A 19,220-nucleotide genomic window follows, 5' to 3' on the forward strand; every position below is an offset into this window, starting at 1 on the left:
CGGGCGACCGCCCGACGATTCGGCTCCCGACCCTAAGCGGCGGCTCGACGAGCTGTCCAGACGGACCGCGAAGCCTCCGGTGTCCGGGGAGGGCGCGCTCGCCCGCACCTCGGTGGGCGGGCGTCCCGCGGGGGCGAGGGGCGTCCCCTGCCCGAGCGGGGCCGGGAGCCCGCCGAGGCGGCTACCGGTCGTGACCGCCTCCTGTGAACGTGCGAAGCGCTCCGGCGGGTGCTCGAATGGGAGAGGACTTCCTCCGGCCGCGTCCGGCGAGATGCGACACGGACGGGGGCGGATTTCGGTCAGGTCCTCACCAACCGCATGTGGAGTGGTCATGAGCGATGAATTCGAGGACATGGGACCGGTGGACTATCTGGTCATCGAGTTTCCCGGCAACCGCATGACGGGCAAGGGGCTGCCCATGCTCCTCGACCTGGTGGACAGAGGCATCGTCCGCATTCTCGATCTCGTGTTCGTCCGGAAGGACACCGACGGCAGTGTCGTCGGCATGGAACTTCGGGACCTCGACGCCGACGGCGAGCTGGACCTGTCCGTGTTCGAGGGTTCCTCGTCCGGGCTCCTCGGACAGGACGACTTCGACGAGGCGGGGGCGGCCCTCGAGCCGGGCAATTCCGCCGGCATCCTCGTCTACGAGAACCTCTGGGCCGCCCCCCTCGCGCGGGAACTGCGGCGCGGCGGCGCGCAGCTCGTGGCCGGCGGGCGCATCCCCGTGCAGGCCCTGCTGGCCTCGCTGGACGCCGAGGAGGAAGCCGGCGGCAGCGCCGCTGCCTGACACCGGCGGACGGCCGTCTCGGGACGACCGAGAAGGCCGACCCACTCGAAAGCGGTCAAGGAGGACCGACATGCCAGGGCTTCTCAGAGGTGTGGCGCGCACCGCGGTGGTGGCCGGGACGGCGACCGCCGTCTCCAACAGGGTCTCGCGACGTCAGGCGGGCCGTTGGGCCCAACAGGACATGGCGGCGGCCGAACAGTACGCACCGCCGCCGCCACCGCCCCAGGCCGCGCCCCCCGCACCGGCCGACGACATGAGCAGCAAGATCGATCAGCTCAAGGAACTCGGACAGCTGAAGGAACAAGGCGTGCTGACCGAGGAGGAGTTCGCGGTCCAGAAGAGCCGGATCCTCGGCTCCTGACCGCCGGCGCGGGCGTCCCCCGCCCCGGGCGGCTCACTGCTGCCGGGGCGAGGGACGGCGCGGCCGACCGCTCGGACGCTCGCCGAAGGCGGGGACGCGGGGGCCCTGCGGCAGGAGCTCGGTGACGACGAAGGACAGGACGACGGCCAGCACCACCAGGGCCACCGTCTCGACGTTCCCCAGCAGGAGCACGACCAGGATCACACTGCTCACGGGCAGCCGCAGGGCCGCGGTCACCGAGGCGGCCATGCCGACCGCCATCGCCGGCACGAGCCCCAGGCCCGGCAGCGGGGCCAGCAGGACTCCGGTCGCCCCGCCCAGGAACAGGGCGGGGAAGACGGGGCCGCCGCGGAGGCTTCCCAGACATAGCATGTACGCGAGCCCCTTGAAGACCAGCACCGCGACGAGGGCGCCCACCGACCACGCGTGGGGATCCCGCGCCAGGTCGGACAGCGTGGCCTCGCCGGACAGGGCCGCCTCCGCCGGCGAGCGGCCGGTGGTGACGGCGTAGAGCGTGACGCAGACCGCTGCGCCCGCCGCGCAGAGGACGGTGTTCCGTACGATCCGGCTCACCACGAAGCGTGCCGCGAACCGGCCGCCCACGAGGGTCCAGTGGACGACGAACGCGACAACGGGCGCCACCACGAGCACCCACAGCACGTCCGCCGCGTCGAGCGGCGGCGGCTCGGGCAGACCGATGTCCAGGCTTCCCGTCTCCAGTCCCGTCCAGTGGACGAAGCCGGTGAAGATCAGCGCTCCCACGCCGCTGGACAGCAGGGCCGGCAGCATCACCGCGAACAGCTGGGGTCCGCCCACCCCGGCCACCTCCATGAGCAGCACGGCGCCGACCACCGGGTTCCCGAAGAGCGCGGAGATGGCCGCCGCCGCCCCCGCGGCGCCGAGCAGCGCCGTGCTCGCCTGCGTCTGCGGTGCCCGGGCCAGGCCGGCGAAGAACAGCGCCAGCCCCCCTCCGAGGGCGATCAACGGCGCCTCGGGCCCCAGGACGGCGCCCAGCGGGAGTCCGGCCACCGCGGTGAGGACGACACCGGGCAGCGCCCCCTTCGAGACCCCTCCCGAATGGAGCCCGCCCGCCGGGACGTGGCCGCCCCGGCCGGGAAGATGTGCGACCGCCAGACCGACGACGAGGCCGGCGACCGGCAGCAGTGCGAGCCCCCACCACCAGGGAGCCTGCTTCCAGCCCAGGTCCCTGGGCCAGTCCGTCCAGACGAGCTGCTCGAGCTGGTGCAGCGTCACGAGGAACCAGAAGGCGATGAGCGCGACCGGAACGCCGATCAGCCCGGAGAACACCAGAGCCTTGCGGTATTCGGGTCGCCGCAGCATGGTCCGCAGCAGGTCGGCTTCCTGGGGCTGGCTTCCCGGAGCGTCCGCCGACGGGGGCTGCGGTGGGGTTCCGGCGATGGGGTCCTCCTCGGCTCGGCACCACCCCGGGAGGCCAGGTCGGTGGGGCACGGGTGGCGATAGCGGCGCATATGCGGGCGTATATACCGTGAGGGCGGCACGGTTATGCGTGTGCGCATCGATTCGGCGTCGCGACAGCCCCGGAGGGGTCCCTCCGGCCGGGAACGGTTCCCCTGCCGGCCCGTACGTCAGAGCGCGTCCGGGCCGCGCTGTCCCGTGCGTACGCGCACCACCGTCTCCACCGGCACCGCCCACACCTTGCCGTCGCCGATCCTGCCCGTGTGGGCGGCACGGACGATGGCGTCGACGACCGGGTCCGCGTCGGCGTCCTCCACGACGACTTCGATGCGGACCTTGGGGACCAGGTCCACCCGGTACTCGGCGCCCCGGTACACCTCGGTGTGACCGCGCTGGCGCCCGTAGCCGCTGGCCTCGGTGACCGTGAGCCCGTTGACGCCGAGTTCCTGGAGCGCGTTCTTCACCTCGTCAAGGCGGAACGGCTTGACGATCGCGGTGATCAGCTTCATGCGGAGGGCTTCCTGTCCTTGACGAGCGAGGTGACGGGGGACGCGGCGTGCAGCGGCGAGCCACCGTGGCCGAGCACGCCGTGATCGTAGGCGGTCTCCGCGTGCACCGTCTGGTCGAGTCCCGTCACCTCCTCCTCGGCGGAGGCCCGAAGTCCCATCACCCGGTCGAGGACCTTGCCGATCCCGTAGGTGACGAGGAAGGTGTACGCCGCCACGGCCGCCACCGCGAGGGCCTGCCGACCGAGCTGGGCGAGCCCGCCGCCGTAGAACAGCCCCTCCTTGCCGCCGGTCATCTCCGAGGTCGCGAACAGGCCGATCAGCAGCGTGCCGACGACACCGCCGGCGAAGTGCACGCCCACGACGTCGAGCGAGTCGTCGTACCCGAAGCGGAACTTCCAGGCGACCGCGTACGAGCAGACGACGCCCGCGGCGAGACCGACCGCCGCCGCCCCGGGCATCGCGACGACCCCGCACGCCGGAGTGATCGCGACGAGCCCCGCGACCGCGCCGGACGCCGCGCCGAACGTGGTCGGGTGGCCGTCGCGCCGCTGCTCGACGAAGAGCCAGCCGAGCAGGCCGGTGCACCCGGCGACGAGGGTGTTGAGGAGGGACGCGGCGGCCAGACCGTTCGCGCCGAGCGCCGAACCGCCGTTGAAGCCGAGCCAGCCGAACCAGAGGAGCCCCGCGCCGAGCAGCACCATCGGCAGGTTGTGCGGCCGCATCGCCTCCTTCTTGAAGCCGATGCGCGGGCCGATCACCAGGCACAGCGCGAGGCCGGACGCGCCCGACGAGATTTCGACGACGAGTCCGCCGGCGAAGTCGAGGGCGCCCAGCGAGTGCGCGATCCAGCCGTCGGGGCCCCACACCCAGTGCGCCACGGGAACGTATACGAGCAGCGTCCACACCGGCACGAAGACGAGCCAGCCCGCGAATCTGGTGCGGTCCGCGACCGCGCCGCTGATCAGCGCCGCCGTGATGATCGCGAACGTCAGCTGGAAGGTGCTGAAGAGGAACGTGGGAACGGTGCCGGTGAGGGTGTCCGGACCGATCCCCGCCAGGCCGAGGTGGCCGAGGCCGCCGATCAGACCGGCGAAGGCGTCGTCGTCGAACGCGAGCGAGTGGCCCGCGACCAGCCAGACCACCGTGACGAGGGCGATCGACACGAAGCTCATCATCAGCATGTTGAGGACGCTCTTCGTACGGACCATGCCCCCGTAGAACAGGGCCAGGCCGGGGGTCATCAGCAGAACGAGCGCGGTGGCGACGAGCAGCCAGGCGGTGTCGCCGGTGTCGAGCCGGGGTGCGGCGGCGAGGGGCATCGAGGGTCTCCTCCTACGGTTTGGGGGAGAGCCTCGTGGCGGCGCATTTCGCGATGCGTACACGGAAGTTTCCGCAGTGTTTCGCATTGCGCGGATATTGCCGAACCCTCACGTCGCACCCCGCTCCGCCCTGGGGGTCCCCGGCCGGAGTCCGGGGGGGAACGACCGCCCGCTACGGGCGGAGCGGGCCACGACGGACGGCCGGCGGAAGCGGGCGGGCGGCAGGACGCCCCGGGCCCGTAGGCCGGCCGCGACCGGCGTCGCGCACTCCGTGGCCCCCCGCACCGACGTGCGGGTGTCGTCCCGCTTCTCCGCCGTTTCGACGAGGGGCCTGTCAGACCAGCCTGATGACGTTCCAGGACATCGGCTCCAGGACCGCCCGCAGCACCCCGTCCGCGAGGCGCGCGCCCTCCACCGCGTGCGGCACGACCCGCTCCGGCTCGTCGCGGGTGTTGCGGGCCTCGGGGTCCGCGTCGGCGAGCGCGCTGTGCTCCACGACCCGGCTCAGGTCGAGGCCGCGGAGCGCCACCTCCAGGGGCAGGGGCGCGTTCCGGCCACGGTTGACCGCGAAGACCGTCACCCCGCCGTCCTCGCCGCGCACGGCCGTGGCGTGCAGCAGCGGGACGTCCCCGAACCGGTCCGTCGGATACGTCGGCGAGACCACCCGCACGTCGAGGACGGTCCCCCGGCCGTACCGGGAGGCCTGGGCGAAGGGGAAGAAGATGGTCTGGCGCCAGGCGGGGCCGTCGGGCTCGGTCATGATCGGGGCGATCACGTTGACCAGCTGGGCGAGACAGGCCACCGCGACCCGGTCGGCGTGGCGGAGCAGCGTGATCAGGAGGCTGCCGAAGACGACGGCGTCGGTGACGGTGTAGACGTCCTCCAGGAGGCGCGGCGCCTCCTGCCAGTCCTCCACCGGGTGCGGATCGGCCCGGCGCTGGTACCAGACGTTCCACTCGTCGAAGGAGAGGGTGAGCTTCTTCGGGGACTTCAGCCGGGCACCGACGTGGTCGCAGGTGGCGACGACCTCCTCGATGAAGGCCTCCATGTCGACGGCGGAGGCGAGGAAGGAGTCGCGGTCGCCGTCGGTCTCCTCGTAGTAGGCGTGCAGCGAGACGTGGTCGACGACGTCGTACGTCTCCGCGAGCACGGTGGCCTCCCAGGCGGCGAAGGTCGGCATGCCGCGCCCCGAGCTTCCGCAGGCGACGAGTTCGAGGCCGGGGTCGATCCGGCGCAGGGCCCGCGCGGTCTGGGCGGCGAGCCGGCCGTACTCCTCGGCGGTCTTCTGGCCGGTCTGCCAGGTGCCGTCCATCTCGTTGCCGAGGCACCACAGGCGGATGCCGAAGAGGTCCTTGTCGCCGTGGGCGATGCGGCGTTCGGAGAGCTCGGTGCCGCCGGGGTGGTTGGCGTACTCGACGAGGTCCATGGCCTCGGCGATGCCGCGGGTGCCGAGGTTGAGCGCCATCATCGGCTCGGCCTGCGGGCCGAGCTTGCGGAGGAAGGCCATGAACTCGCCCAGGCCGAAGCGGTTGGTCTCGACGGACCGCCAGGCGACGTCGAGCCGGCGCGGCCGCTGCTCGACCGGACCGACGCCGTCCTCCCAGCGGTGGCCGGAGACGAAGTTGCCGCCGGGGTAGCGGATGACGGTGACGCCGAGCTCGCGGACGAGCTCCAGGACGTCGGTGCGCAGTCCGTCCTCGTCGGCGGCGGGGTGGCCGGGCTCGTGGATGCCGGTGTACACGCAGCGCCCGAGGTGCTCGACGAAGGAGCCGAAGAGCCGGGGGTCGACGGGGCCGACGGTGAAGTCGGGGTCGAGGGTGAAGCGGGCGGCGGGCTCGGGAAGTGACACGCGAATCCCTCTCGTTCGAGATGTTCGAAATATCGACCGACGGTCGTATGTCCGGACGAGAACGTAGGAGCGGAGCCCGCGCGCGTCAATGGGACCGTGTCCGCGCGAACGTCGCAGGTCGCGGGCGCCGGCACGGGCGAGCGAGCACGGGCCTCCCGGGGCGGGCCCGGCGGCGCGGGGCGCTCGGGCGACCGGGCCGGCCGTGGCGCGCGGAAGACGCCCGGGCAACGCGGCTGACGGCCCGTCAACCACTACGCTCGGCCCGTGACCAGCCGTTCGGACCGGGCCGCCGCCCGCACCGCCCTGCCCAGGATCGGGGTGGAGGAGGAGTTCCTCCTCGTCGACCGGACGAACCGGACCCCGTTCGGCTCCGCGGCCGCCGTGGTCAAGCGCGCCCGTGACCGACTGGCCGACCGGGTCGGACCGGAGATCTTCACCGACATGGTGGAGACCCGCACCCGACCGGTCGCCGATCTGCTCGGTCTGCGCACCGAACTGGCCGAGCTGCGCGCGGGGGTGGCCGGGGCCGCCGACGAGGCGGGCTGCCTGGCGCTGGCGTCCGGCACCGCCCCGCTCGCCCCGCTCGACGGCCAGGAGCTCACCGACGAGGCGCGGTACCGGCGGATCGCCGACCGCTACGGCCCGCTGGTGACCGCCGCGAGCGGCATCGGGGTGTGCGGGTGCCATGTGCACCTGGAGGTGGCGGACCGCGAGGAGGCGGTGCTGCTCGGCAACCGGTTGCGCCCCTGGCTGCCCGCGCTGCAGTCGCTGGCCGCCAACTCCCCTTTCCACTGCGGCCGGGACAGCGGCTACGCGAGCTGGCGTTTCATGCGCTGGGCACAGCTGCCGGGAGCCGGACCGGCCCCGCTGCTGGCCGGCGCCGCGGAGTACGACCTGCTGGTGGACCGACTGGTCGGCTCCGGCATGCTGGTCGACCGGCGGACGGTCTACTGGCACTGCCGGCCCAATGAGCACTGGCCGACCCTGGAGGTACGGGTCGCCGACGTGTGCGCGGAGCTCGACACCGTCCTGCTGCTGGCCGGACTGCTTCGTGGGCTCGCGGCCGCGCTGCTGGCCGAGGTCCGCCGGGAAGTCCCCGCGCCGGGGATCAGCGATGCGCTGCTGCGCGCCGCCCACTGGCGGTCGGCGCGCGACGGCTTGGCGGGGCACGGTCTGGACCCGCTGAGCGGGACCCTGCGCCCGGCGGTGGAGCTGGTCGAGGACCTCCTCGCGAAGGCCGCCCCGGCCCTGGCGGCAGCCGGCGAGCTCGACCTGGTGCGGGAGCTGTGGGCCCGCCGACGGGTCGCCGGATGCGGCGCCGCCCGGCAGCGTGCGGTGTTCGCGCGGCGGGGCTCGCTCGCCGACGTGGTCGACGAGGTGGCGCTCCGCACGGACGCTTAGCGCCCCGCACGCGGAACGACGAAGCCTGGCGGCGGGCACCCGCCGGGGGCGCCCGGCGGGTGCCGGGAGACACCTCCTAAGGCCGGGCGGGACCCTCTCGGGGACCGCCCGGCCTCGTCGTACGCGGAGCCCGCTCTCGCGGGGCGGGCTGTTATTCGAGCAGCTCCGCGTACGAGCCCATGGCCAGGGCGATGTCCGCCTGGGCCCAGAACCGGTGGTAGGTGAAGACGGGGGCGGCGCCGCCCGCCAGGTAGGCCTCGACCTTCGGCCAGGCCGGGTCGTCCTTGTAGAAGGAGCGGATCGAGGCGAAGGTGGAGGAGGAGTTCACCGCGTCGCCGTTCGGCATGGTGCCGGTCCAGCCGCTCGGCACGTACACCGGGTCGTCGAAGCGGTTGTAGTCGGCGCGGGTCTCCGGGACGGCGATGCCCAGGGCGTCCTGGTGGTGGTTCCACATGCCGTCGAGGAGGGCCTTGGCGACGCGCTTGGCCTCGGCGTGGCCGGACTTGGCGGCGTAGTAGGTGAGCGTCTTGGCGTAGGCGGCGGCCACGCCGACGTCGTCGGTGTAGTCGGCCACGGTGACGTGCAGTCCGGCGTTGGCTCCGGGGTTCGCCGCGTTCCAGGTGTCGGGCGCGCCGGACCACTGGAGGGTGGAGGGGACGCGGTAGGTGCCGTCCGGGTTGATCGTGGTCTTGGACAGCGCCCAGGAGACCCACTTGTCGAGGACGGTCTTCGCCTTGGCGTCGCCCGTCTGCTGGTAGTACTCGGCGACCCGTTCCATGGACCAGGCCTGGAAGCCGAACCACTGGTTGGACGCGGGGTCGTGGTAGACGGGCTTCTCGTCGTAGTACATGCCGTGGAAGGTGGGGGTGCCGGCCGGCGGGGTGGCGTAGCGGCCCTGCCAGCTGTTGGTGGCGCCGCCCGCGATGGCGCCCTCGTCCGACTGGAGCCAGCGGTAGAACTCCAGCTGTCGGCCGAGGCTGGTGGCCCAGTCGGCCGCGCCCGTCGCCGACTTGGGCTTGAGGGGGGCGTAGGAGCTGAGGGCGTAGGCGGCGAGGGGGTTCTGGTAGCCGCTGTGGTTGTGGCTGGAGCCGATGCGCCAGGACCAGCCGGCCGAGGTGTCGGTGGCACCGCCCCAGGCGTAGTACCAGGACAGCAGGTAGTGGGCGCTGTCCTTGCCGGTGCCGGCCGGGCAGGCGGTCGGTCCGACGCAGTTCCCGACCTTCTTGAAGTACTTGTCGAACATGGCGTACCGCAGGTAGTCGCCCATCTTGGCGGCCTTGCCGACGGTCGTGGCGACCTGGGAGCCCTTGCCCTGCTGCTTGGCCCAGAGGTCGGCCCAGTAGGCGGCCTGGATGGCGCGGGCGTCGGCGTCGGGGGCGTCGGTGAACTTCCACTGCTTGGCGTAGGAGGAGTCTCCGGTGAAGAGGTCCAGGTAGCCGTTCTTCCCGCCGAAGGAGAAGTTGTCGCAGGTGGGGTGGGTGACGGTCTCCCAGACGGACTCCTGCGGGCCGCGCTGGAAGGTGTTGATGTACGAGGGGCCGGTCGCCGTCGGTCCGGCGGAGCACTTCCCGGGCTCGTTGCCGTAGCCGTAGACGTTGTCGACGTCCTGGATCCAGTGCATGCCGTAGATGTCGTCGGTGCCGTAGGCGCTCTTGAGCTCGGCGGCGATCGGGTCGGAGCCGGAGGTCACGCCGGAGTCGAGCCTCGCCGGGTACTGGGACGGGAGGTCCCACTCGGGGGCGTACGTCGCCGGCTTGGAGGCGTTGTAGGAGGAGCCGGTGGGCTGGTCGGCGTGGGTGGGGATCATGAATTTCTCCATGGTCTCCCAGGCGCCGTTGAACTTGGTCCAGTCACCGGTGATCTTGCCGTACATGGCCTGGAGCCAGATGAGGTAGCTGTACGCCTCCGAGGTCGTCTCGTGCCCGTGGTCGGGGGCCTCGACGATCAGGGTCTCCACGGAGTGGTACGGGATGCCCTCGGGCGAGAAGTAGCCGTTGGCCGGGTTGGTGATCTTCCCGTGCAGGTCGAGGAAGCGCGCGTCGTACGTGGAGTCCGCGGCCAGCTGGGCGACGGTGACCTCGGCCTTGGCGTGACCGGGGGCGGTCGCGGTGAAGACGGCGGAGCCGGTGCCGGTGGCCGCGGCGGCGACGGTCACCTTCTGGGCGGTGTTCCAGTTCGCCGGGGTGAAGGTGAGGGCGGCCGGGGTCGCGGTGAGGTTGGTGTTGCCCGAGGTACGGGCGATGCTCACCGTGACGTTGGCGGTCGGGGCGGTGGAGAGCTTCAGGTCGAAGGTGCCCGTGGAGCCCTGGCGCACGCCGAGCTGGGTCGGTGAGGCGACGAGCGCGGGTCCGGCGGCGACGGTGATGCCGACGGGCGCGGACTCGGCGGAGGCGCCGAGGCTGTCGTAGGCCTTGGCGTAGAGGGAGTGGGCGCCGGCGGCGAGACCGGTGGCGCTGTAGGTGAAGGGCGCGGTGGTGTCGGTGCCGAGGAGGGTGGTGTCGCTGTAGAACTCCACCTTGTTCACGGTGGCGCTGTCGGCCGCGGCGGCGGTGGCGGCGAGCGGCACCGCGTCGCCCTCGGTGTAGACGGCTCCCGGGGCGGGGCTGGTCAGGACCGCGACCGGGGGCTGGTGGGCGCCGGCGCACGTGGTGCCGTTGACGGCGAAGCCGGTCGGGGCGGCGTTGGTCCCGCTGTAGGAGAACTGGGCGCCGGTGGTGGTGGCGGCGCCCGCGGCGAGGGTGCCGTTCCAGGACGCGTTGGTCACCGTGACGTTCTTGCCGGACTGCGACCAGACGCCGTTCCAGCCGTTGGTGAGTTTCTGGTCGCCGGCGTAGGAGTACGTCAGCGTCCAGCCGTTGAGGGGTTCGGCGGCCCTGTTGGTGAGGGTGAGTTCGGCGGTGAAGCCCGAACCCCAGTCGTTGGTCCTGTAGTCGACGCTGCACTGGACGGCGGCGGCCTGGGCCGTCGTGGCGCCGACGGCCGTGAGGCCGAGGGGGAGGGAGAGCGATGCGGCCAGCGCGGTCAGGCGCCGCCGTGTTCGCGTTCTCTGTCGGAGAGATGCCATGGGGGTGGTTCTCCTCGCGGCTCGGGAGGTCGGGGTTGCGAAGAGCGGGAAGTGCGACGGTCAAGCCCTGAACCAGTGGGAGCGCTCCCACTGTGCAGTTGGGGCCCAACGCCGTCAAGGTGTGTGAGGAAGTCGAAGCCAAAAGTCGGGGAATTTACTCAACTCCTCTTTTGCTTGGCGGCTGTTGGCGCTACGGTCTGCCCCGACCCAGTGGGAGCGATTCCATCCAGTCGGCACACCGTCAGGGGTGTGCCCTCGCTGCGAGGACTCGCTCATGCGACATCCCCCACGTCTGTCCGCGCTGCTCGCAGGAGCGGCGCTCACGATGGCGAGCACCGCTCTCGCCGTCATGGGTACGGCCTCAGGAGCCGCGGCCGCACCCGCCTGCACGGTGGAGTACTCGGTCGTCGGCCAGTGGGCCGGCGGCTATCAGGGCGCCGTGACCGTCACCAACGGCGGTGCCGCGCTGAACGGTTGGCGCCTCGGCTTCGACTTCCCGGCCGGCCAGGTCCTCAGTCAGGGCTGGGGCGGCAAGTGGTCCCAGTCCGGGACGTCCGTCACGGTCGTCAACGAGGGCTGGAACGGCGCGCTCGGCACGGGCGCCAAGGTCTCGGCCGGCTTCATCGCCTCCTGGACCGGCACCAACACGGCGCCCACCGCGTTCACGCTCAACGGCACGCCGTGCGACACGGATGCGCCTCCGACCCCCACGCCGACGCCGACACCCACCACGCCGACGCCGACACCCACCGATCCGACCGTTCCCCCGACCACCCCTCCGACGACTCCCCCGACCACCCCGACACCGGTGACCGGAGCACCCGAACTCACCGTCTCCGGGAACAGGTTCACCGACCAGAACGGCGCCACCCGCCGTCTCCTCGGCGTCAACCGCTCGGGCGGCGAGTTCATGTGCGTCCAGGGCTACGGCTTCTTCGACGGCCCCGTCGACGACGCCTCCGTCCGGGCGATCGCCGACTGGAAGGCCAACACGGTCCGCATCCCCCTCAACGAGGAGTGCTGGCTCGGCCTGGACAACATCAAACCCGAGTACCGGGGTGCGAACTACGTCACCGCCGTCAAGGACCTGGTGGCCAAGGTGCTCGCCCACGGCATGACCCCCGTGGTCGAGCTCCACTGGACGCACGGCCAGTACACCGGGAACTCGGCGGGCTGCTCCGACGTGCACGCCACCTGCCAGAAGCCGATGCCGGACGCCCGGTACACCCCGGCGTTCTGGACCTCGGTCGCGAACACCTTCAAGAACGACGAGCGGGTCGTCTTCGACCTCTTCAACGAGCCCTACCCGGACCGGGCGACCTCCACCGCCGCGCAGGCCTGGTCCTGCTGGCGCGACGGAGGCACCTGCCCCGGCATCGGCTACGAGGTCGCCGGCATGCAGGACCTGGTGGACGCCGTCCGCGCCACGGGGGCGAAGAACCTCGTCCTCGTCCCGGGCCTCGCGTACTCCAACGACCTGAGCCAGTGGCTCACGTACCGCCCCACGGACCCGGCGGGCAATCTGGCCGCCGCCTGGCACGTCTACAACTTCAACACCTGCGCCGACGAGACGTGCTGGAACAGCACCCTCGCCCCCGTGGCCGCCCAAGTGCCCCTCCTCGCGGGCGAGATCGGAGAGAACACCTGCGGGCACGCGTTCATCGACCGCGTCATGAAGTGGTTCGACGACCGCGGCCTCTCGTACCTGGGCTGGACCTGGAACACCTGGAACTGCAACTCCGGCCCCGCGCTCATCACTTCGTACGACGGCACCCCCACCACGTTCGGCATCGGGCTGCGCGACCACCTGCGCGCCCTCACCTCCTGAGAGGAACCCCCACCCCATGAGCCGCACCAGCCGCACCGCCCTCCTGGCGGCACTCGGCCTCGTCACCGCGACCGGAGCCACCGCCACGGTCTTCGGCACCGCCACCGCCGGCGCCGCCGCCGCCGGCTGCAAGGTCGAGTACCAGATCACCAACCAGTGGAACACCGGCTTCGGCGCCAACGTCGTCGTCACGAACACCGGCGACCCGACGTCCTCGTGGACCCTGGAATGGAGCTACGCCGGCAACCAGCAGGTCACCCAGGGCTGGAACGCCACCATCACCCAGTCCGGGGCCGCCGTCACCGCCAAGAGCATGTCCTACAACGGCGCGCTCGCGAGCGGCGGTTCGACCTCCTTCGGCTTCAACGGCTCCTACAGCGGCACCAACGCCGTGCCGGCCGCCTTCAAGCTGAACGGCGTCACCTGCAACACGGCCACGCAGCCGACCGACCCGCCCACCACTCCCCCGACGACCCCGCCGACCACACCGCCCACCACCCCGCCGGCGGGCACCAAGGCCGACAACCCGTACGCCGGCGCCAAGGTGTACGTGAACCCCGAGTGGTCCGCGAAGGCGGCGGCCGAGCCCGGCGGCACCAAGGTCTCCAACCAGCCCACCGGCGTCTGGCTGGACCGCATCGCCGCGATCAACGGTTCGAGCACCTCCATGGGCCTGCGCGCCCACCTCGACGAGGCCCTGAGGCAGAAGGGCTCCGGCGAGCTCGTCGTCCAGCTGGTCATCTACAACCTGCCCGGCCGCGACTGCGCCGCGCTCGCCTCCAACGGCGAGCTCGGCCCGACGGAGATCGGCCGCTACAAGACCGAGTACATCGACCCGATCGCCGCGATCCTCGCCGACTCCAAGTACGCGGGCCTGCGGATCGTCACCACCGTCGAGATCGACTCGCTGCCCAACCTGGTCACCAACGTCTCCGGGCGTCCCACGGCCACCGCCAACTGCGACGTCATGAAGGCGAACGGCAACTACATCACCGGCGTCGGCTACGCGCTCAAGAAGCTCGGCGCGATCGCCAACGTCTACAACTACGTCGACGCGGGCCACCACGGCTGGCTGGGCTGGGACGACAACTTCGGCCCCTCCGCCGAACTGTTCAAGCAGGCCGCCACGGCGGAGGGCTCGACCCTCTCCAACGTGCACGGCTTCATCGTCAACACGGCCAACTACAGCGCCCTGAAGGAGGACCACTTCAAGATCGACGACAGCGTGAACGGCGTCTCCGTGCGCCAGTCCAAGTGGGTGGACTGGAACCGCTACACCGACGAGCTGTCGTACGCCCAGGCCATGCGCGCCAAGCTGGTCTCGATCGGCTTCGACAGCAACCTCGGCATGCTGATCGACACCTCCCGCAACGGCTGGGGCGGCACCGCCCGGCCCACCGGCCCGGGCGCGCTCACCAGCGTCGACACGTACGTCAACGGCGGCCGCTACGACCGGCGCCTCAACCCCGGCAACTGGTGCAACCAGTCCGGAGCGGGTCTCGGCGAACGGCCCCAGGCGGCACCCGCCGCGGGCATCGACGCGTACGTCTGGATGAAGCCCCCGGGCGAGTCCGACGGCGCCTCCAAGGAGATCCCGAACGACGAGGGCAAGGGCTTCGACCGGATGTGCGACCCGACGTACACGGGCAACGTCCGCAACGGGAACAGCATGTCCGGCGCGCTGCCGGACGCCCCGCTCGCCGGGAAGTGGTTCTCGGCGCAGTTCCAGGAGCTCCTGAAGAACGCCCACCCGGCGCTGTAACCCCGCCCGTGGGCCTGCGGCCGGCCGGACCCCCGGGTCCCGGCCGGCCGCAGTGCCGTGCGGAGCCCCGTACCGCTCAGGACGAGTCGCGCACCACCAGCTCCGTCGGCAGCACGTGGCGGCGCGGCTCCACCGGGGCGGCCTCCGCGTTCCCGGGGATCTCCTGGATCAGCATCCGCGCCATGGTGCGGCCCATCTCCTCGGTGGGCTGCCGCACGCTCGTCAGCGGCGGGTCCATGAGCCGCGCGACCGGCGAGTCGTCGACCCCCACGAGGGCCACGTCCTCCGGCACTCGGCGGCCCGCCTCGCGCAGGACGCCCCGCGCGCCGGCCGCCATCACGTCGGAGGCGGCGAAGACGGCGTCCAGGTCCGGCCGGCGGTCCAGGAGCCGCCGCATGGCCCGTCGGCCGCCCTCCTCGGTGAAGTCGCCGTTGGCGACGAGCGTCTCGTCGGGCGGGAGTCCGGCCTCAGTGAGACCGGCCCGGTAGCCGCCGAGCCGGGCGCGCGCCACGTACATGTCGAGGGGGCCGGTGACGGTCGCGACCCGCCTCCGGCCGCGGCCCACCAGGTGGGCGACGGCCGCCCGTCCGGCGCCGATGTTGTCGGAGTCCACGTACGGCACGGGCTCGGCCTCCGCGCGGCGGCCGTTCAGCACGACCGGGAGGCCCAGTTCCCTGATGCGGTCGGGAAGCGGGTCGTCGCCGTGGACCGAGGCGAGCAGCACCCCGTCGACGCGCTGGGCGGCGAGGTACTGCTCGAAGCGCTGCCGCTCCTGCTCGCTGCGGACCAGGGTGAGCAGGAGCTGTCTGTCGGCCTCGGCGAGTTCGGCGCTGACCCCGCGGATGAGGTCGAGGAAGTAGGGCTCGGCGAAGAGCCGGGCCTCGGCCTCGGGGATGACGAGCGCGATCGCGTCGGTGCGGCTGCCCGCCAGGGCGCGGGCGGCCTGGTTGGGCACGTAGCCGAGTTCGGCGACGGCTCGGGCGACGGCCCTTCTGGTCTGCTCGCTCACCCGGGGGGAGCCGTTGATGACCCGGGAGACCGTGCCCCGGCCGACCCCGGCCATGGCCGCGACCTGCTCCAGGGTGGGTCTGCCGCTCTGCCGTCCGCTCACAACTTCCGAACTCCCCTCGTAGGACAACGCGCCGCTCACCTGCCCGGAAGGACGCCCGGACGGATGGGAGCGCTCCCACAGTAGTCCACGGTCACGCGCCGCGTCACGCGCCCGCGTTCAGGAGATGACGGCCCGGCACCCCGCGGGACGCCGCGAAACCCCCGGAAAACCTTCCGGTAACGAATCCGCGTTCATGTCTTGACACCCGCACCCGCCAGGCAGCAACCTTCCGGCAACGACGTGGGAGCGCTCCCATCGGGACGCGACACAGCCTTCATCAGGTCCTGGCGGCCGCCGCCGAGCCGCGATCAGCCGGCCGGACCCCTTGGCGCACAAAGAGCACCACCTTGGACGAGGAGAGTGGAATGCGCACTTCCAGCAGCAGACGCGGACGCCGGGCGGCGATCGCGGCGGTCGCCGTCGTCGTGACCGGCACGACCCTGCTCACCGGTTGCGGCAGCGACGAGGACAACGGCGCCGGCAAGGACGGCCAGGGCTCCGGGAAGATCACGCTGCGGATCGGGACCTTCGGTTCCTTCGGCTACGACAACAAGACCGGCGCCAAGCTCTACGCCGAGTACGAGCGGCTCCACCCGAACATCAAGATCGAGGAGTCGAACGTCTCCGACGGCCAGAAGTACTGGGACACGCTGAAGCTGCGCCTCGCCCAGAACAGCGGCGTCGCCGACATCCAGGCCGTCGAGGTGGGCTACATCGCCGAGGCGACCGGCACCGCCATGGCGAACAAGTGGGTCGACCTGGGCAAGGAGGGCGGCGCGGACCTCGGCGACTTCGTCGACTGGAAGGTCAAGCAGGCCACCACGGCCGACGGCAAGGTCATCGGCCTCGGCACCGACATCGGCCCCATGGCCATCTGCTACAACAAGGAACTCTTCGCCAAGGCCAAGCTGCCCACCGCCCGCGAGGAGGTCGGCAAGCTGTGGGCCGGCGACTGGTCCAAGTTCATCGAGACCGGCGAGAAGTACAAGGCGGCGGCGCCCGCGGGCACCTCCTTCCACGACTCCGCGAGCGGCCTGTTCAACGCCGTCGTCTCCAGCGACCCGGTGCAGTACGCCAACGCGAGCGGCGAGCTCGACTGGGAGAACAGCCCCGGCGTGAAGAAGGCCTGGGAGACCGCCGTGAAGGCGGCCCAGGGCGGACTCACCGCCAAGCTGCGCCAGTTCGACGAGAAGGGCACGTGGAACGCGGCCTTCAAGAACTCGAAGTTCGCCACGGTCGCCTGCCCGAGCTGGATGACCGGCATCATCAAGGACCAGGCCGGTCCCGCCAACCAGGGCAAGTGGGACATCGCCGCCCCGCCGGTCGCCGGCAACTGGGGCGGCTCCTTCCTCGCCGTGCCCAAGGCCGGCAAGCACACCAAGGAGGCCGCCGAGCTCGCCGCCTGGCTGACCGCCCCGGAGCAGCACGCCAAGGTGTTCGCGGTCAACGGCAACATCCCCTCGTCCAAGGACACGCTCCTCTCCTCGGCGGTCCAGGAGGCGAAGCTGCCGTACTTCGGCGACACGCCGGTCGGCAAGATCTTCTCCAGCGCGGCGGTCGGCATCACCCCCGCCGTCATCAGCCGCTACGACGGCCAGGTGAAGACCTTCCTCACCGACAACGGCATCCTCGACATCGAGCAGCGCGGCACCGACCCGGCCAAGGCCTGGGAGAACGTCAAGAAGCTGGTCGACGACAAGATCGACCAGTAGCGGGGGCGCCTGCCGGTCCGCCGCCGTCCGCGGGCGGCGGCGGACCGGCACCGTCCGCACCACCGCACGCATCGACCTGGAAGGACGCCCCCGTGGCCACCTCCGTTCGGGCGAAGCGGGCCGGCTCCCCGCCGCCCGCCGCGCCGCCCTCCTCCCCCGGCGGCCCGCGCGGCCGCCGTGCCGCCCCGGGCGCCTGGCGCAGCACGCTCTACCGCTGGGACATCAAGGCGATCCCGTACGTCTTCATCGCCCCCTTCTTCCTCACCTTCGCGGCCTTCGGCCTCTTCCCGCTGCTCTACACCGGCTGGCTCTCGCTGAACCGGGTCGAACTCGGCGGCGACCCGACGTGGAAGGGCCTGGAGAACTACACCGACCTCGCGACCAGCGAGTTCTTCTGGAACGCGCTCCTCAACACCTTCACCATCGGGGTGATCTCGACCGTCCCGCAGCTGCTCATGGCCCTGGGCCTGGCGCACCTGCTCAACTACAAGCTCCGCGGCCGCGGCTTCTTCCGGGTCGCGATCCTCGCCCCGTACGCCACCTCGATCGCGGCGGCGACCCTGGTCTTCGCCCAGCTGTTCAACACCGACTACGGGATGATCAACGGCCTCCTCGGCTGGATCGGCATCGACCCTGTGGACTGGGAGTCCTCCAAGTGGCCGGCGCAGATCGCGATCTCGGTGATCGTCACCTGGCGCTGGACCGGCTACAACGCCCTGATCTACCTGGCCGCCATGCAGGCCGTGCCGCAGGACCTGTACGAGGCGGCCTCGCTCGACGGGGCCTCGCGCTGGCGGCAGTTCATCAGCGTCACCATCCCGTCGATCCGGCCGACGATCCTCTTCACGATCATCGTCTCCACCATCGGCGCCACCCAGCTGTTCGGCGAGCCGATGCTCTTCGGCGGCAGCGTCGGCATCAGCGGCGGCAGCGGCAACCAGTTCCAGACGCTGAGCCTGCTGATGTACGAGAAGGGCTGGGTGACCGGCGCCCTGGGACAGGCCTCCGCGATCGCCTGGGTCATGCTCCTGCTCCTCCTCCTGATCGGCGGCGTCCAGGCGCTGGTCTCCCGCCGCGACCGCACGAAGCCGAGGGGATGACCTCATGGCCCGCACACTCGACACGACGCCGATCGGGACCGGGGCCCCGGCGGCCCGGCCGGGGCCCCGCTTCCGCCAGTCGGCCGGCCGTCAGCACCACGCGGGACCGGTGACGTACGTCCTGCTCGTCGTCGCCGCGTTCGTCTCGCTCTTCCCGCTGTACTGGAACGTGGTCGCCGCCTCCCACACCGGCGAGCGGGTCGTGGAGGCCCCGGCGCCGCTGCTGCCCGGCAAGCGGCTCCTGGACAACCTCAGCTTCGCCTGGAACCAGGTCGACATGGGCGAAGCGCTGGTCAACACCACGATCGTGGCGAGCCTGGTGGCGCTGTCCACCGTGCTCTTCTCCACGCTCGCCGGCTTCGCCTTCGCCAAACTGCCCTTCCGGGGCCGGGGGATGCTGCTGTCGCTCGTGGTCGCCACGATGACGGTCCCGCCGCAGCTCAGCGTGATCCCGCTCTACCAGATCATCACGGACCTCGGCTGGTTCGACCAGCTCCAGTCGGTCGTACTGCCCTCGCTCGTCGCCGCCTTCGGCGTCTTCTTCATGCGCCAGTTCCTGGTGGAGGCGCTGCCGATGGAGCTGGTGGAGGCGGCCCGGATGGACGGGGCGCACAGCCTCCGGATCATCTGGCACGTGGTCTTCCCCGTGGCCAGGCCCGCCATGGCGGTGCTCGGCATGCTGGTCTTCGTCCAGGCCTGGAACGACTTCTTCTGGCCGTTCATCGCGCTCACCCCGGACGGCAACCCCACGCTGCAGGTGGCGCTCGCCGGCCTCGGCGCGGGCAACCACACCGTGGACCACGCCGTGGTGCTGACCGGCGCCCTGATCTCCACCGTGCCGCTGCTGCTGGTCTTCGCCTTCCTCGGCAAGCACATCGTCGGCGGCATCACGGCCGGCGCCGTCAAGAGCTGACCGGCCGCGCCGCCCCCCTCTCCGTACCGAAGTACCGAAGTACCGACGTGCCGACGTACCCGTA

Annotated in this window: 14 protein-coding genes; 8 read left to right on the top strand and 6 right to left on the bottom strand. The window is 71.6% G+C overall.

The genetic code is table 11. The features are described from left to right. Positions 1–331 precede the first annotated feature (331 nt). Together K7G60_RS07705 and K7G60_RS07710 are read left to right on the top strand one after the other, a co-directional pair. Entirely contained in the window at positions 332–790 is a 459-nt protein-coding gene (locus tag K7G60_RS07705) for a DUF6325 family protein (RefSeq protein ID WP_225800042.1), read from the top strand. Between the two features lie 70 nt (positions 791–860). Next, positions 861–1,151 (top strand): SHOCT domain-containing protein, encoded by a 291-nt coding sequence (locus K7G60_RS07710; RefSeq protein ID WP_225800043.1) that lies wholly within the window; start codon positions 861–863, stop codon positions 1,149–1,151. A 33-nt stretch (positions 1,152–1,184) separates the two neighbouring features. Here K7G60_RS07710 and K7G60_RS07715 read toward each other — a convergent pair whose 3' ends face one another. From K7G60_RS07715 to K7G60_RS07730, 4 genes are all read right to left on the bottom strand, one after another. Then, positions 1,185–2,492: a chloride channel protein gene (locus K7G60_RS07715; protein WP_225800044.1), complete on the bottom strand. Its 1,308-nt coding sequence runs from the start codon at positions 2,490–2,492 to the stop codon at positions 1,185–1,187. A 266-nt stretch (positions 2,493–2,758) separates the two neighbouring features. Continuing rightward, a complete protein-coding gene (locus K7G60_RS07720; RefSeq protein ID WP_225800045.1) occupies positions 2,759–3,097 on the bottom strand; it encodes a P-II family nitrogen regulator in 339 nt (112 codons plus the stop codon). Beyond that, positions 3,094–4,416 (bottom strand): ammonium transporter, encoded by a 1,323-nt coding sequence (locus K7G60_RS07725; RefSeq protein ID WP_225800046.1) that lies wholly within the window; start codon positions 4,414–4,416, stop codon positions 3,094–3,096. Before K7G60_RS07725 ends, K7G60_RS07720 begins: the two co-directional genes overlap by 4 nt. 334 nt (positions 4,417–4,750) lie before the next feature. Continuing rightward, a complete protein-coding gene (locus K7G60_RS07730; protein ID WP_225800047.1) occupies positions 4,751–6,265 on the bottom strand; it encodes an alpha-N-arabinofuranosidase in 1,515 nt (504 codons plus the stop codon). 264 nt (positions 6,266–6,529) lie between these two features. Here K7G60_RS07730 and K7G60_RS07735 point away from each other — a divergent pair, with 264 nt between their 5' ends. Then, positions 6,530–7,666, top strand: a complete 1,137-nt coding sequence (locus K7G60_RS07735; RefSeq protein WP_225800048.1) for a glutamate--cysteine ligase — start codon at positions 6,530–6,532, stop codon at positions 7,664–7,666. A 151-nt stretch (positions 7,667–7,817) separates the two neighbouring features. On the opposite strand, the gene K7G60_RS07740 is transcribed toward K7G60_RS07735, so the two are convergent. Then, complete coding sequence (locus tag K7G60_RS07740) at positions 7,818–10,730, bottom strand: glycoside hydrolase family 48 protein (RefSeq protein WP_225800049.1); 2,913 nt, start codon at positions 10,728–10,730, stop codon at positions 7,818–7,820. Positions 10,731–11,004: 274 nt separating this feature from the next. Here K7G60_RS07740 and K7G60_RS07745 point away from each other — a divergent pair, with 274 nt between their 5' ends. Both K7G60_RS07745 and K7G60_RS07750 read left to right on the top strand, forming a co-directional pair. Then, positions 11,005–12,558, top strand: a complete 1,554-nt coding sequence (locus K7G60_RS07745; protein ID WP_225800050.1) for a cellulase family glycosylhydrolase — start codon at positions 11,005–11,007, stop codon at positions 12,556–12,558. 16 nt (positions 12,559–12,574) lie between these two features. Then, positions 12,575–14,320 (top strand): glycoside hydrolase family 6 protein, encoded by a 1,746-nt coding sequence (locus K7G60_RS07750; RefSeq protein WP_225800051.1) that lies wholly within the window; start codon positions 12,575–12,577, stop codon positions 14,318–14,320. 76 nt (positions 14,321–14,396) lie between these two features. Here K7G60_RS07750 and K7G60_RS07755 read toward each other — a convergent pair whose 3' ends face one another. Beyond that, entirely contained in the window at positions 14,397–15,431 is a 1,035-nt protein-coding gene (locus K7G60_RS07755) for a LacI family DNA-binding transcriptional regulator (protein WP_225800052.1), read from the bottom strand. A gap of 365 nt (positions 15,432–15,796) precedes the next feature. Between K7G60_RS07755 and K7G60_RS07760 the strand changes: the two genes are divergently transcribed. From K7G60_RS07760 to K7G60_RS07770, 3 genes are all read left to right on the top strand, one after another. Next, on the top strand, positions 15,797–17,143 hold the full coding sequence (locus tag K7G60_RS07760) for an ABC transporter substrate-binding protein (protein WP_225800053.1): 1,347 nt from the start codon (positions 15,797–15,799) through the stop codon (positions 17,141–17,143). Positions 17,144–17,235: 92 nt separating this feature from the next. Further along, complete coding sequence (locus tag K7G60_RS07765; protein ID WP_225800054.1) at positions 17,236–18,243, top strand: carbohydrate ABC transporter permease; 1,008 nt, start codon at positions 17,236–17,238, stop codon at positions 18,241–18,243. Between the two features lie 4 nt (positions 18,244–18,247). Continuing rightward, complete coding sequence (locus K7G60_RS07770) at positions 18,248–19,156, top strand: carbohydrate ABC transporter permease (protein WP_225800055.1); 909 nt, start codon at positions 18,248–18,250, stop codon at positions 19,154–19,156. The last annotated feature ends 64 nt before the right edge of the window (positions 19,157–19,220 follow it).

Origin of the sequence: Streptomyces sp. NK15101, assembly GCF_020400725.1 — a bacterium.
Taxonomy (GTDB): Bacteria; Actinomycetota; Actinomycetes; order Streptomycetales; family Streptomycetaceae; genus Streptomyces.

Coding starts and splice junctions, on each gene's coding strand:
- K7G60_RS07705 (WP_225800042.1), top strand. CDS start 332: ATGAGCGATGAATTCGAGGACATGGGACCGGTGGACTATCTGGTCATC.
- K7G60_RS07710 (WP_225800043.1), top strand. CDS start 861: ATGCCAGGGCTTCTCAGAGGTGTGGCGCGCACCGCGGTGGTGGCCGGG.
- K7G60_RS07715 (WP_225800044.1), bottom strand. CDS start 2,492: ATGCTGCGGCGACCCGAATACCGCAAGGCTCTGGTGTTCTCCGGGCTG.
- K7G60_RS07720 (WP_225800045.1), bottom strand. CDS start 3,097: ATGAAGCTGATCACCGCGATCGTCAAGCCGTTCCGCCTTGACGAGGTG.
- K7G60_RS07725 (WP_225800046.1), bottom strand. CDS start 4,416: ATGCCCCTCGCCGCCGCACCCCGGCTCGACACCGGCGACACCGCCTGG.
- K7G60_RS07740 (WP_225800049.1), bottom strand. CDS start 10,730: ATGGCATCTCTCCGACAGAGAACGCGAACACGGCGGCGCCTGACCGCG.
- K7G60_RS07745 (WP_225800050.1), top strand. CDS start 11,005: ATGCGACATCCCCCACGTCTGTCCGCGCTGCTCGCAGGAGCGGCGCTC.
- K7G60_RS07750 (WP_225800051.1), top strand. CDS start 12,575: ATGAGCCGCACCAGCCGCACCGCCCTCCTGGCGGCACTCGGCCTCGTC.
- K7G60_RS07760 (WP_225800053.1), top strand. CDS start 15,797: ATGCGCACTTCCAGCAGCAGACGCGGACGCCGGGCGGCGATCGCGGCG.
- K7G60_RS07770 (WP_225800055.1), top strand. CDS start 18,248: ATGGCCCGCACACTCGACACGACGCCGATCGGGACCGGGGCCCCGGCG.